General features: G+C 69.7%; 12 protein-coding genes. 4 read left to right on the top strand and 8 right to left on the bottom strand.

What is annotated here, in order from left to right; translation table 11 throughout:
- The first annotated feature begins 282 nt into the window (after positions 1–282).
- Together B7R22_RS07610 and B7R22_RS07605 are read left to right on the top strand one after the other, a co-directional pair.
- Entirely contained in the window at positions 283–1518 is a 1236-nt protein-coding gene (locus B7R22_RS07610) for a sensor histidine kinase (RefSeq protein WP_116411178.1), read from the top strand.
- The gene (locus B7R22_RS07605; RefSeq protein WP_116411177.1) at positions 1515–2204 is read left to right on the top strand and encodes a response regulator; all 690 of its coding nucleotides are present in this window, start codon (positions 1515–1517) and stop codon (positions 2202–2204) included. The genes B7R22_RS07610 and B7R22_RS07605 overlap by 4 nt, the downstream gene beginning before the upstream one ends.
- A gap of 259 nt (positions 2205–2463) precedes the next feature.
- Here B7R22_RS07605 and B7R22_RS07600 read toward each other — a convergent pair whose 3' ends face one another.
- The 7 genes from B7R22_RS07600 to B7R22_RS07570 form a co-directional block, all read right to left on the bottom strand.
- Entirely contained in the window at positions 2464–3930 is a 1467-nt protein-coding gene (locus B7R22_RS07600; protein ID WP_253258946.1) for a M81 family metallopeptidase, read from the bottom strand.
- An 18-nt stretch (positions 3931–3948) separates the two neighbouring features.
- Positions 3949–4728, bottom strand: coding sequence for a glucosamine-6-phosphate deaminase (locus B7R22_RS07595; RefSeq protein ID WP_116411175.1), 780 nt, complete (start codon positions 4726–4728; stop codon positions 3949–3951).
- 3 nt (positions 4729–4731) lie between these two features.
- Complete coding sequence (locus B7R22_RS19475) at positions 4732–6525, bottom strand: copper homeostasis protein CutC (RefSeq protein ID WP_216363423.1); 1794 nt, start codon at positions 6523–6525, stop codon at positions 4732–4734.
- Between the two features lie 70 nt (positions 6526–6595).
- The gene (locus B7R22_RS07585) at positions 6596–7516 is read right to left on the bottom strand and encodes an amino acid ABC transporter permease (RefSeq protein WP_116411173.1); all 921 of its coding nucleotides are present in this window, start codon (positions 7514–7516) and stop codon (positions 6596–6598) included.
- Entirely contained in the window at positions 7513–8157 is a 645-nt protein-coding gene (locus B7R22_RS07580) for an amino acid ABC transporter permease (protein ID WP_116411172.1), read from the bottom strand. The genes B7R22_RS07585 and B7R22_RS07580 overlap by 4 nt, the downstream gene beginning before the upstream one ends.
- A gap of 51 nt (positions 8158–8208) precedes the next feature.
- Positions 8209–9165, bottom strand: a complete 957-nt coding sequence (locus tag B7R22_RS07575; RefSeq protein ID WP_116411171.1) for a glutamate ABC transporter substrate-binding protein — start codon at positions 9163–9165, stop codon at positions 8209–8211.
- Positions 9166–9248: 83 nt separating this feature from the next.
- On the bottom strand, positions 9249–9977 hold the full coding sequence (locus B7R22_RS07570) for an amino acid ABC transporter ATP-binding protein (RefSeq protein WP_116411182.1): 729 nt from the start codon (positions 9975–9977) through the stop codon (positions 9249–9251).
- A 174-nt stretch (positions 9978–10151) separates the two neighbouring features.
- On the opposite strand from B7R22_RS07570, the gene B7R22_RS07565 reads away from it, so the two are divergent.
- A complete protein-coding gene (locus B7R22_RS07565; RefSeq protein ID WP_116411170.1) occupies positions 10152–11324 on the top strand; it encodes an ROK family protein in 1173 nt (390 codons plus the stop codon).
- A 42-nt stretch (positions 11325–11366) separates the two neighbouring features.
- On the opposite strand, the gene B7R22_RS07560 is transcribed toward B7R22_RS07565, so the two are convergent.
- Complete coding sequence (locus B7R22_RS07560; RefSeq protein ID WP_116411169.1) at positions 11367–11579, bottom strand: hypothetical protein; 213 nt, start codon at positions 11577–11579, stop codon at positions 11367–11369.
- A gap of 245 nt (positions 11580–11824) precedes the next feature.
- Between B7R22_RS07560 and B7R22_RS07555 the strand changes: the two genes are divergently transcribed.
- A complete protein-coding gene (locus B7R22_RS07555) occupies positions 11825–12319 on the top strand; it encodes an MmcQ/YjbR family DNA-binding protein (protein WP_116411168.1) in 495 nt (164 codons plus the stop codon).
- Positions 12320–12459 lie beyond the last annotated feature (140 nt).

Below are 12459 nucleotides of genomic sequence, written 5' to 3'. Positions count from 1 at the left end.
GCGAGGGTCGCCGTCTCCGGCCTGTCGATAGTGAGTGATTCTCGGGTCATGCGACAAGCCAACCACATCCAGTAACGATCCGAAGCCGAATACCGAAAGTGGTGGAGAACTCGCGAAACGACCCGCCCGTGGACGAGAAGACAGACGCCGGAGGCAAACGCTCCGAGCACCATCATGTGTTTACGCGCGTCGTCATCCGCAAGAAGGATCTCCCCCGCATCTCCCGCGCGCCCCACCCGCACCCACCCACAGTGGAGCCGCAACGGCATTAGAGTTGCGCGTGTGTGGACCTGGTTCGAGACGCGCCCCCGGCTGACAGACGCCGCGATAGCCGTTGCAGCCTTCGTGCTGTTCGGCACGGCCGATTTTGTACGCGACGGCGCAGCCGGGATGCTCATCGACATCGTGCTGGCGCTCTCGCTCGCGTTCTGGCGGCGCCTCCCCGGCCTTGGGCTCGCCATCGCCTGGCTCGGTGCATTGGTGCAGGTCGCCACAGTCGACGGGCTGCTGGCCGGCGACATCCTGATTCTCGCAGCCGTCTTCGCCACGGGGCTGGCCGAGAGCCGGGCCGTGCGCTGGGCCGGGCTCGCCTCGAGCCTGGTCGGGGGCGGAATCGCAGGCGCCCGCCTGATCCTGTTCGCGCCGTCGAACGGCGACGGGGCCCTACTGCCCACCGATTCCTTCGGAAGGGGGGTCTACTTCGTGCTCGCGAGCGGAATCACCGCCGCGGCCCTGGCGCTGTTCTGGGCCCTCGGCCTGCTCGTGCGGAACCGACGAGCGGCGAGCATCCAGCGAGCAGAGCACGACCGTGACACAATCCTGGCCGAGGCCCGCCTGACCGAGGAACGCGAACGCGCCCTGTTCAGCCGCGAGATGCACGATCTGATCGGTCATGCCCTGGCCGTCGTGATCGCGCAGTCCGACGGAGCGCGCTACGCAAAGACCACGAACCCCGAGGCCGAGACGACAGCTCTCGCGACCATCAACCGCACGGCACGGTCGGCGCTCGAAGACGTGCACGAACTGCTCAGTGTGCTGCGCGAGCCGAGCGACCCGATGACCACGGGCATCAGCACGGGCGACCTCGACCTGCTGGTGGGCACGGTGCGTGAGGCGGGCCTCGACGTGGTCGTCTCCGAGACGGGCATCCGGATGCCGTTGACCGCCGCCCACGACCTCACGATGTTCCGCGTGCTGCAGGAGTCGCTCACCAACGCGATCAAGCACGGCGGCCGGGGCAGCTCGGCCGCCGTCAGGCTCGACTGGGGCTCTGAAGAGGTGCGCTTCGGCGTCACCACGACGGAGCCGCACCCGACCGGCGGCCGGGACCCGGGCGTTTCGGCGGCGACTCCCCGTCGGCCTGGCACGGCGACACTCTCCGGCCAGGGACTGATCGGCATGCGGGAACGGATGCGCCTGCTCGACGGCACCGTCGAGACAGGGCCGCGCACCGATGGAACCCCCGGCTTCCGGGTCGATGCCTGCCTGCCCTACCGCACCCCGGACGGTGAACGATGAGCGACAGAACCAGCGACAGGCCCAACGACACGATCCGCGTCGGCCTGACCGACGACCAGCCGCTCTTCCGGGCGGGCATCGCCATGATCGTGGCCTCCCAGCCCGACCTCAGCGTCGAGTGGGAGGCGACCGACGGTCTCGAAGCGGTCGACCTCATCGCGAGCCATCCGGTCGACGTCGTGCTGATGGACCTCGAGATGCCACGCCTCGGGGGCATCGACGCCATCACCCGCGTGATGGCGTCCGATCCACCCGGCGGCGCACCGCGGTTCATCGTGCTCACGACGTTCGACCTCGACGACAGGACGTTCCAGGCGATCAACGCCGGAGCCAGCGGTTTTCTGCTGAAGTCGTCGGATCCGGAGTTCCTGCTCGCGGCCATCCGCACCGTCAACGCCGGCAGCGCGGTGATCGCCCCGAGCGCGACCGCCGGCCTGATTCGTCGGTTCGTAGCGCCCAGCGAGGCCAATCGCCGGAGCTCCCTCGATGCGCTGACTCCCCGGGAGCGCGACCTCTTCGATCACGTCGCAGCCGGTCTCAGCAACGCGGAGATCGCAGAGGCGCTGCATCTGAGCGATGCCACCGTCAAGACGCACGTGAGCCGCATCCTGACCAAACTCGGCCTGCGCGACCGCGTGCAACTCGTGATCTTCGCCTACGAGAACGGCCTGATCGCCCCTGCCTGATCGACCCCGACTGAGCGCCCCTGCCTGCCCCTGCATGAGCGCCCTCGACTGAGCGGCGCCGCAGCCTCCCGCCGTCATCACACCGCTGTAGCCGAAGATCGCCAGCTGCCGGGTCGGCCATCGAAACCCCGAATTCTGTCGGTATCCCGCGCGTATACCGACAGAATTCGGGGTTTCGATCGCTGCGCCGCGACAGGGCGGGGACAGGGTGGGCGAGAGCAGACAGCGCGGCTGGGTCCAGGGAGCGGAGAGGAGCGGGTCAGGGCTCAGAGAGGCGGGCGCCGAGGTCGGGGTCGGGCATCTGCAGGTCGAAGGGGTAGAGCGGGCGTTCAAGGCGGCGGTGGCCGAGTCGCAGGATGTCCTGGTCGACCCCGCCCGGCGTGAGCGCCAGGATCCAGCCCGCCGCCATGTCGAACAGTTCCGGTTCGAGGTAGCCGATCTTCACGATCACGATGTCCGCCGTCCGCGGGGCGAGCCCGAGATCGGTGAAATCCCGCTCGTGGTGGTACGGCTTTCGCCGCTCGGTGACGATGACGAACACACTTCCGGTGCGGAGCACCACCTCCACCCGTGCGTCACTGTCACCGTGATGGATGCTGTACACCACCCCGCCGAAGGTGACCGGCCCCGCGTGGCGGGCGTCGACCTCAGCCCCCACCGTGACCGTGACGGAGCTGCCCACCCCGGCTGCGACCGCCGCAGCGACCCCCGAGGCAGAGGGAACCGACGCGTAGATCACGGTCGGCCCGTCAACTGCCTGGAATTCGGGCCGCGCCAGCAGCTCGCGGAGGCCCCAGGTCACGTCGCCCGCTCCCCCGGCGGTGGGATTGTCCCCTGAGTCGCTGATGAAGAAGGGCCGGTCAGGGCTGGCCAGCGCAGCATCCAGAGCACCTGCGTACGTGTCGGTGGGAGCGACGAACGCGAACTCGGCACGGGCGTTCCAGAAGAGGCAGGCGAGCTGCTCGGCGGCGAGGGCGACAACCTCCCGGTCGGAACCGGTGACGACCACCGCACCCCGGTTGCGGGGTTCGTCGGCCCAGGCGTAGCCCACCCAGAGAGCGGCGTCGAGGATGCCCGGCAGCGCCTCGGCCGAAGCCACCTGCTCGTAGAGTCCCTTCGCAGGTTCCAGACGGGTGGAGGTCTTCTCGCCGGGCAGCAGCACGGGAACGGGGATCCACGCCTTCACCGGCTTGGGCCCGCCGCGGCGCAGCAGCTCGACGAGGTTCCGCACGGCGCGCTCCTTCGTCTGGGCGGTGTCCTCGTGGGGTGCCGTGCGGTCGGTCGTGATGAGATCGGTGAGCTCGACCAGGCGGGCGGAGACGTTGCCATGCAGATCCATCGACGTCGAGACGACGGCCTCGCTGCCGATGACCGCACGGATGCGCTCCAGCAGTACGACCTCCGGATCGTCTATACCGTCGACGCTCATCGCGCCGTGGATGTCGAAGTAGAGCCCGTCGAGCGCCGGCATGGCCCGCAGCCGATCGATGATCTCGTCGGTGAGTTCGGCGAAGGCGGCCGCAGAGAGGATGCCGCCCGGCAGCGCCCTGCCGGTGAGCGAGGGCAGCCAGTCCGCCGCCTCCCGGAGCGGCTCCCCCGGTGCCAGGAACGGATAGCCGTCGAACACCTCGGCACCGCGCCGCGGGTGGAAGGCGGCCGCGTCGGTACGGGCAGGCGAGAAGGCGCTCGACTCGATGGCGAGGCCCGCGATGGCGATGGTGGGCATCCGTGGCTGCTCCATCGCTCAGATTCCCTGCCAATCGGGCTTGTTCGCATACACGTAGTCGTAGAACGCACGGTCAGCGAGGCGTGCGGCGGCCGCTTCGTCGAGAATCACCGTACAGTGCGGATGCAGATGGATGGCCGTGGCCGGCACCCTCGCGCTGAGGGGCCCTTCGAGCGCGAGCGCCACCGCCGCCGCCTTGGCCTCCCCGAATGCGAGCAGCACCAAGTGCCGCGCCTCGAGGATCGTGCCGAGCCCCTGCGTGAGGGCGTGCAGCGGCACGTCGTCGATCGAGGCGAAGAAGCGGGCATTGTCCTGGCGGGTCTGCGGCGTGAGGGTCTTCACCCTGGTGCGCGAGGCGAACGACGACCCCGGCTCATTGAAGCCGATGTGCCCGTCGGAGCCGATGCCGAGCAGTTGCAGGTCGACCCCGCCGGCCGCACGGATGGCGGCGTCGTAGTCGAGAGCGGCCTGTTCGAGGTCGTCGGACTGGCCGTTCGGCACCTGCACGAGCTCGGGGTTGAGCCCGAGCGGCACCGTCACCTGGTTGTGGATGATGCTGTGGTAGCTCTCGGGATGGGCCCGGTCGATGCCCACGTACTCGTCGAGTGCGAACGCCCGCACCCCCGACAGGTCGACCCCGGCGAGGCGCGTCCGGAGGTCGTCGTAGACCGGCAGCGGCGTCGAACCTGTCGCGACCCCGAGCACGGCGTCGGGGCGCCGGGCGATGAGGTCGGCGAGGGCCGCGCCGGCGAGGCGTCCGGCTTCGGCGGGGGTCGGAACAACGATGATCTCTGCCATGGGTCAGGTCTCCAGTGAGTGGGCGGCGAGGGACGCCCGGGGGCCGACCGGCTGCGCGAGCAGCTCGTCGAGCATCCACCGGTCGGGGGCGTGCATGCGGCCGGCGGCACGGAACGCCAGCACGGAGGCGCCGATCCGGCTCCCCGACGTGCCGAGCACGGAGGTCTCGACGGGCGGGGCGCTCCGCCAGGTGAGCGAGGCCGCGAGCTGCTCGCGCACCGGGTCGAGCAGCGCGTCGCCGGCGCGGGAGACACCGCCGGTGAGAACGATGACGGCCGGATCGAGCAGCATCGTCGCCGTTTTGAGACCCAGCGTGAGCGCCTCGACCCCGTCGCTCCACACACGGGCAGCCAGCGGATCGGTCGCGAGCCGATCGACGATGTCGGCTGCCGTGAGCGGCTCGGCGCCGCCCAGGGCGAGATAACGCCGGGCGAGGCCCGCACCCGACATGTAGACCTCGAGACAGCCGCGCTGGCCACAGGTGCAGCTCTCGCCCTGCGGCAGCGCGGGGATGTGCCCGAGCTCACCGGCCGAGGTGAGATGGCCGGCGACCTCGGTGTCGGAGCTGAGGATGGCCGCGGCCACCCCTGTTCCGATGGCCACCAGCACGGAGTTCGAGACACCGGCCGCGGCCCCGAAGAGCGCTTCGGCGAGGCCGGCCGCGCGAACGTCGTGCCCGATGGCCACCGGCACGCCGAGGTCGCCGGCGAGCAGCGCGCCGAGCGGCACGTCGGTCCAGCCGAGGGTGGAGGCGTAGCGCACCACCCCGGTGGCCGGCTCGATGATGCCGGGGGTGACGACGCCGGCACCGATGACGTTCCAGCCGGCCGCGGTGGCGTGGCCCTGCAGTTGCACCAGAAGAGCGCGCACACGTTCGAGGGACTCGGCACCGTTGCCGCCGGAGCCGTCGGTGCCCGCATCGACGGTCTCCGCGAGCACGATGCGCCCGCGCTCGTCGACCACGGCGCCCTTGAGGTTGGTGCCGCCGATGTCGAGGGCGAGCACGGCGTCGCGGGGTGGGGCGGGCTCGCGGTCGGAACCAGCAGGGGCATCATCAGCAGCAGCAGGGCCGCCAGCACCAGCAGAACCATCAGCAACCGCCGCGAGCATCCGGGCGACCAGCTCGGGGTCGGTGCGGAGGGTGCCGTCACCTCGCGGCGACGGGGTCTGTGCCCTCAGGTGCACCTCGGAGGCGCCGGTGCTGGCGAGCAGCGCCCCGACGTTGCTGGGGCGCACACCGCCGCCCGCGAGCATCCGGGGTCCGGGCGCGGCGGCCGAGCGCGCCACCAGCCGGGCGAGCGCTGCAGAACCCTGTTCGGCGGTCGTCTCGCCGCCTGAACTCAGGATGGCAACCACTCCGAGTTCGGCCAGGATTTCGTAGCTCTCCAGGAGGTCGGGCGTCTCGTCGAACGCCTTGTGGAACGTCACGGGGAGCTCGCCCGCAGCATCCATCAGCTGGCGGAGAGCCGCGACATCCACTCCGCCCTCCGGAGTCAGCGCCCCGAGGACAACACCGACACGACCGGCGGCACCGGCGGCAGCCGCGACCACTGCCCGGATCTCGGCGAGATCGCGGCACATCACGTCGAGCTCCCCCTCGTTGTACACGAAGTCACCGCCCCGCGGGCGCACCATCACCCGCACGCCGACGAGCGAGGTCGACTGGATAACCGCACTGAGCAGGCCGATGCTCGGTGTCGTTCCGCCCTCGAGCAGGTCGGCGCAGAGTTCGACGCGGTGGGCGCCGGCCTGCTCTGCGACGAGCGCGCCGTCCAGATCGTCGATGCAGATCTCCACGACGACAGCGGGAGACACAACAGAGCGAGAGACGACAGCGGGAGACCGGTCGGATCGGTGCGTGATGGCGCTACTCCTTGGCATTGCGGGCGGATCGGCTGCGGGCGGATCGGGCGGGCCCATCGGTGACGGGCACCCCGACGATCGGCGCCGCTCCACTTGTCGGTTCGGCGAGGCTGCGCTTGCCGGGCCGGCGGCGGAGCCGTGAGGCCAGCGTGGAGAGCGCGCCGTTGAAGACGAGGTAGATGAGGGTCACGACGATGAACGTCGGGATGAGGAAGTGGTTGTAGGCGGCGAGCACCTGCCCGCGGTAGAGCAGCTCCGTGAACGCCACGATGTAGCCGAGCGAGGTGTCCTTCACGAGGCTCACGAGCTGCGTCACGAGCGACGGGGTCACGAACCTCAGCGCCTGCGGCAGCACGACCAGCCGCATGGCCTGGCCGCGGGAGAGCCCGAGGCTGAGGGCCGCTTCCGACTGACCGGCGGGGAGTCCCAGGATGCCCGCGCGGATGATCTCGGCGAAGGCCGCCGCATTCGCGATCGTGAGCGGGATGACGAGCTTCCAGAGCAACGGGAAGTTGAGCCCGAGCTGCGGCAACCCGAACAGCATCAGGTAGATGAGCAGCAGCACCGGGATCGTGCGGGCGATCTCGATGTAGGCGGTCGATACCCCGTGGATGACCGGATTGCGGCTCAGTCTGCCGAGCGCCAGTACGAGCCCGAACGCACCGCCGAGCACGGCGACGAGGGCCGCGGCCTGGATCGTGCCCCAGAGCCCGACGAGAAGGTACTGCCAGATACCGGCGCTGAGGAACGGCGTCCAGCGGTCGGCGTCGAGCTGGCCGTGCGAGCCGAACTGCAGGCCAGCCAGCACGATGACCAGGGCGACCACCACCACGGCGACGACCGACCAGAGCCGGATCGCCCGCTTGGCGCGGGGCCCGGGCTCGTCGTAGAGCGAGACAGGAGCTTCGTGCGTGGAGGTACTCATCGCTTGATCGCCACTCTCTTCTCGATTCGCCCCGCACCGAGGCCGATGACCAGGGCGAGCGCCATGTAGATCAAGCCGGCCACGGTGAAGATCAGGATCGGCTGCGCCTCGACGAGGTTCAGCTTGTTCGCTTCGGAGGTCAGCTCGACAACGCCGACGGCGGCGGCCAACGCGGTGTTCATGGTCAACGCGATCATCACGTTGCCGATCGGCTGCACCGCCGCCCGGAGCGCCTGCGGCACCACGACCAACCGGAGCGACTGCACCAGGGTGAAGCCGAGCGCCCGGCTGGCCTCGATCTGGCCGGTGCCCACCGTGTTCACGCCGCTCCGGATCGCCTCGGCCACATACGCGGCCTCGTAGAGCGCCAGCACGATGATCGCCGTCGGGGTGAGCGGCAACAGCAGTCCGGCATCCGGCAGCGCGAACACGGCCAGGATGAGCAGCACCAGCAGAGGAACGTTGACGAAGAACTGCACGTACGCGAAGGCGAGCCCGCGGAGCACCGGGATCGGGCTGATGCGCGCTGCCGTCACGACGGTTCCGAGAACGATCGCCGCGACACCGGCGATCACCGCCATCATCACGGTGGTGCCGAGCGCCTCGAGCAACGGCCCGGCGCTGTCGACGAAGATGTTCATCGTGTTCCTCTGCTGGTGGAGCTCATGCTGGAGTCAGGCGGGTGGGCCCGCTCAGGAGCCGGGAACCGACCCGATGACCGGCGGGGTGGGCGTCGACGACTCGACGGCGGAGCCGAGCGTGGCATCCCAGACCTTCGCCCAGTCGCCGTTCGCCTCGATCTTCGTCAGCCAGTCGTTGATGAACGACTTGAACGCGGCGTCGCTGTCCTTCAGGCCGATGCCGTACGACTCGGTGGTGAAGGGCTGTCCGACGACCTTGATGGCCGAATTCGAGGCTGCGTCGCTCGCGAGCAGCGTGAAGTCCTGCACGTAAGCGTCACCGCGGCCCTGGGTGAGAGCCTGAACGGCCTCGGGGTCGGTGCCGAAGCTCACGATCTCCGCGCTCGGCTGCTTCTCGGGCACGGCGGTCACGGCGGGCGTGTTCGCGCCGACGATGACCTTCTTGCCGCCGAGGTCGTCGATGCCCTGGATGTCCGTGTTGTCGCTCTTGACCGCGACGGCCAGTCCCGACTGGAGGTAGGGGCCCGCGAAGTCGACCTGCTCGTCGCGCTGGGTGGTGATCGTGTAGGTGTTGAACACCACGTCGACCGTGCCGTTCTGAAGGAGCGCCTCTCGGGTCTCCGAGGCGGGCGGGATGATCTCGACGTTCGGCTCGCCGAGGATGTAGATCGCGAGCAGCTTGGCGAGATCCGCGTCGAAACCCTCGACGTCGTCGGGGCTCGACGGGTTCTGCTGGGAGAGCAGCGGGGCGTCGAGCGCCTCGGCCACGACCAGCTTGCCGCGGGCCTTGATCTTCGCCATCGTCGAGTCGGGCAGGAGCGCAGCGGCATCCGCGACGGCGGCGTTGGCGTACACCGACGACAAGGTGTCTGCCGACGCCGACGCGCTCGGGTCGGCGCCCGGCACGGCCGAGCTGTCCGACGAGCAGCCGCTGAACGCGAGGGCTGCGGTGACGGTGATGGCGAGCAGGGGGATGCCCCTCTGGAGGGTCTTTCGTGTGCTGTGCACGGTGGTACCTTTCTGTTTTTCCGGTGCGGGATGGTGCGGGGGGGGTCGCGGGGTTGAGTGGTGCGGCGGGTCAGTGCGGCAAATCAGTGCGGCAGGATCTTCGACAGGAACGCCTGGGCCCGGGGGCTCGATGCGTGGTCGAAGAAGTCGGCGGGGGTGTCCTCTTCGACGATGCGGCCGTCGTCCATGAAGATGACCCGGTCGGCGGCCCGGCGGGCGAACCCCATCTCGTGCGTGACGACGACCATGGTCATCCCGTCGCCCGCGAGCGAGGTCATCACGTCGAGCACCTCGCTCACCATCTCGGGGTCGAGCGCGCTGGTCGGTTCGTCGAAGAGCATCACCTTCGGCTTCATCGCGAGAGCGCGGGCGATGGCGGCGCGCTGCTGCTGGCCGCCCGAGAGCTGGGCCGGAAAGTGGTCGGCCTTGTCGGCGATGCCCACACGTTCGAGGAGCGCGAGCCCCTCGGCACGGGCATCCTTCCGCGAGCGCCCGAGCACGGTGATCGGTGCGAGTGTGACATTGTCGAGGATCGTACGGTGGGCGAACAGGTTGAACGACTGGAAGACCATGCCCACCTCGGCCCGGAGCTTCGCGAGCGCGCGGCCCTCTGCCGGCAGGTCGACGCCGTCGACCGCGATGGTGCCGGAGGTGATCGTCTCGAGCCGGTTGATACAGCGGCAGAGCGTGGACTTGCCCGAACCCGAGGGGCCGACGACCACGACGACCTCGCGGGCGGCGATGGTGAGGCTGACATCCTTCAGCACGTGGTGCGAACCGAAGTGCTTCTGCACATCGGTCAGCTGCACCATCGCCGTTGCTGTGCCGGCGGGGGTGGATGTGCCGGTGGAGGAGGATGCCACGGTTGCCGCCTTTGCTTCGAGTGTCTCGTCGTTGAAATCAAACTAACAATCCATTGTTGCATCTATATTTCGAGGAACTTTGTTTGATAATGGACTAAGCCGCCTCTCGACGATCGGAATCCCATGGCCTCACGACTCCCTGCGTCGTTCACGCGGTTCTCTGCCCAGAACCTCGCCATCCTGGGGCCGCTCCGCTCCGGCGCGGCCGACTCGAAGGCCGACCTCGCGAAGGTCACCGGCCTCTCCCCCTCCACGATCACCGCCCGGATCGACGAGCTGATCGGGCTCGGCCACGTGGTCGAAGTCGGAGACGGCGTCTCCCGGGGCGGCCGTCGCCCCCGCACACTCGCCCTCCGCCGCGACGCCGGCATCGTCGGCTGTGTCGACCTCGGCGTCGACCGAACCTCCATCGGCCTGGTCGACCTCTCCGGCGCCCTGCTCGCGCGCGGCGACCTGGACCTCGACATCTCGAGCGGCCCCGACCTGGTGCTCGCCGAGGTCTGGTCGGCCCTCAAAGCACTGCTCGCCAGCGACAGCGAGCACTCCCGTCGCCTTCTCAGGGGCGTGTCGGTCGGTGTTCCCGGCCCCGTCTCGTCAGAGAGCGGTCGGGTCGTCGCCCCGAGCCGCATGCCCGGCTGGAACGGAACGGATGTCGCCCGGATCCTCGGCGGCATCGCCGGCGTTCCCATCCTGGTCAACAACGACGCCAATCTGATGGCGGTCGGCGAGTTCGCATCCGGAGACCGCACGGAACCCAACCAGGTGTTCGTCAAAGCCGGATCGGGTATCGGCTGCGGCATCATCGCGCGCGGCGAACTCTTCGTCGGCAGCCGGGGTGCCGCCGGCGACATCAGCCACGTCGCCGTGCCGGACGCCCCGCCCGTGCCCTGCTCCTGCGGGCGCTATGGCTGTCTCGACGCCCTCGCCAGCGGCAACGCCCTCGTGCGGGAGCTGCAGAACGCCGGACTCGAGGTGGCGAACGTCGAGGCGATGATCGCGCTCGCCCGCGACGCGGATCCGGTGGCCACCCGGCTCCTTCGCGAGGCCGGCAGCATGACGGGCGGAGTGCTCGCGAGCATCGTCAACTTCTTCAACCCCGGCCGCCTCATCGTCGGCGGTGTGCTCAGCCAGTCGGAGGTGTTCGTGGCCGGCGTGCGCTCCACCCTCTACGCCCAGTGCCTGCCGATGGCGACCGACCAGCTCACGATCACCACGCCGCTCCGGCCGGGCGACTGCGGCCTGCTGGGAGCCGGCACCGTGTTCCTCGATCGCCTGTTCTCTGAACAGGGCCTCTGACGCCGATTCCGCCTCCTCACCGGGCGGGGCACGGGGGCGATGTCAGATCGGCGGGCCGGGCGAGGTGGCACGGAAGGCGTCGATCGCGAGCTCGGCGAACCGGCGGGTCGCCAGCACGCGGCGCTCCGGCATGGCTGCGGTGACACCCCGGCCCGCCTGCAGGATCAGCACGAGGTCGTCGACACCGGCGTCGGCACGGAGCGCTCCCGCCGCCCTGGGCCCGTCGGCAGAGTCCGGCGAGCGACCGGAGCGCACACGGGTTCGGATGTCGCGGCCGTCGACCCTCGGACGCAGGCGTGCTCGGGCTCGGGCTCGGGCTCGGCCTCAGCCTCGTTCTCGCCGCGATCGCCGGAGTGCGCCATCGCCAGCACTCGCGCAGCTGACCCTACGGGATTCCGGTTCAGCTGCAACTACCGTGACCGGCCGCTGTGGTCGTCTGCATGGGAGCGCGATCATCGTTTTCGTAGCGGCAGGCTGCGCGGCTCGGGCAGACTGAGGCCATGGATCGCGCCACGCTCATCGACACTGCCCTGCGGGTGGCGGCCTCGTTTCCCGCCGTCACACGGGGTCAGCCGTTCGGTGAGGGTCTGGAGGTGTTCAAGGTCGTCGACAAGGTGTTCGCGATCATCACCACCTCGCCCGCTGAGCCGGCTGCCGAGGTCTCGGGCGCCGGGGTCGTGGGTGCCGGGACATCCGGTTCCGCCCATACCGGTCGCCGGGCAGTCGTGACGCTGAAGTGCGCTCCGCCGCACGGCCGGTCGCTCGTTCGCGATCATGCGGGGATCATCCCGGGCTACCACATGAACAAGGAGCACTGGATCTCGCTCTGCCCCACCGACCACACGGGCGCCGCCGACGCGGGCGCCGACGATACGGGCGCGACCGACTCGGGCGCTGCTGACGCCATCGACGAGACGCTCGTCGAAGACCTCGTGGGAAACTCCTACGACCTCATCGTGGCAGCCCTGCCTCGAGCACGCCGCCCCGGCGTGTAGCCCCGGCGCGCCGCTCGCCCCCACGCGCCACCTCTTCCCGGGGTCGGCGCCAGCTTGGCGCATCGGCGGCGCTTCGAACTGGCGCCGATGCGCCAGAAGGGCGCCTTACTGAGATCGGGCACGTGCTGCGGGCAGCGACG

The sequence above is a fragment of the Subtercola boreus genome, from assembly GCF_003399635.1.
Taxonomy (GTDB): Bacteria; Actinomycetota; Actinomycetes; order Actinomycetales; family Microbacteriaceae; genus Subtercola; species Subtercola boreus_B.
Note: the sequence above shows the minus strand (reverse complement) of the source record. Positions and strands in the feature narration are given on the sequence as shown.

What these genes read in the sequence shown, in the direction of transcription:
- B7R22_RS07580 (WP_116411172.1), bottom strand. Translation starts at nt 8,157, where the DNA reads ATGAACATCTTCGTCGACAGCGCCGGGCCGTTGCTCGAGGCGCTCGGC.
- B7R22_RS07555 (WP_116411168.1), top strand. Translation starts at nt 11,825, where the DNA reads ATGGATCGCGCCACGCTCATCGACACTGCCCTGCGGGTGGCGGCCTCG.
- B7R22_RS07585 (WP_116411173.1), bottom strand. Translation starts at nt 7,516, where the DNA reads ATGAGTACCTCCACGCACGAAGCTCCTGTCTCGCTCTACGACGAGCCC.
- B7R22_RS07595 (WP_116411175.1), bottom strand. Translation starts at nt 4,728, where the DNA reads ATGGCAGAGATCATCGTTGTTCCGACCCCCGCCGAAGCCGGACGCCTC.
- B7R22_RS07570 (WP_116411182.1), bottom strand. Translation starts at nt 9,977, where the DNA reads ATGGTGCAGCTGACCGATGTGCAGAAGCACTTCGGTTCGCACCACGTG.
- B7R22_RS07605 (WP_116411177.1), top strand. Translation starts at nt 1,515, where the DNA reads ATGAGCGACAGAACCAGCGACAGGCCCAACGACACGATCCGCGTCGGC.
- B7R22_RS07565 (WP_116411170.1), top strand. Translation starts at nt 10,152, where the DNA reads ATGGCCTCACGACTCCCTGCGTCGTTCACGCGGTTCTCTGCCCAGAAC.
- B7R22_RS07600 (WP_253258946.1), bottom strand. Translation starts at nt 3,930, where the DNA reads ATGCCCACCATCGCCATCGCGGGCCTCGCCATCGAGTCGAGCGCCTTC.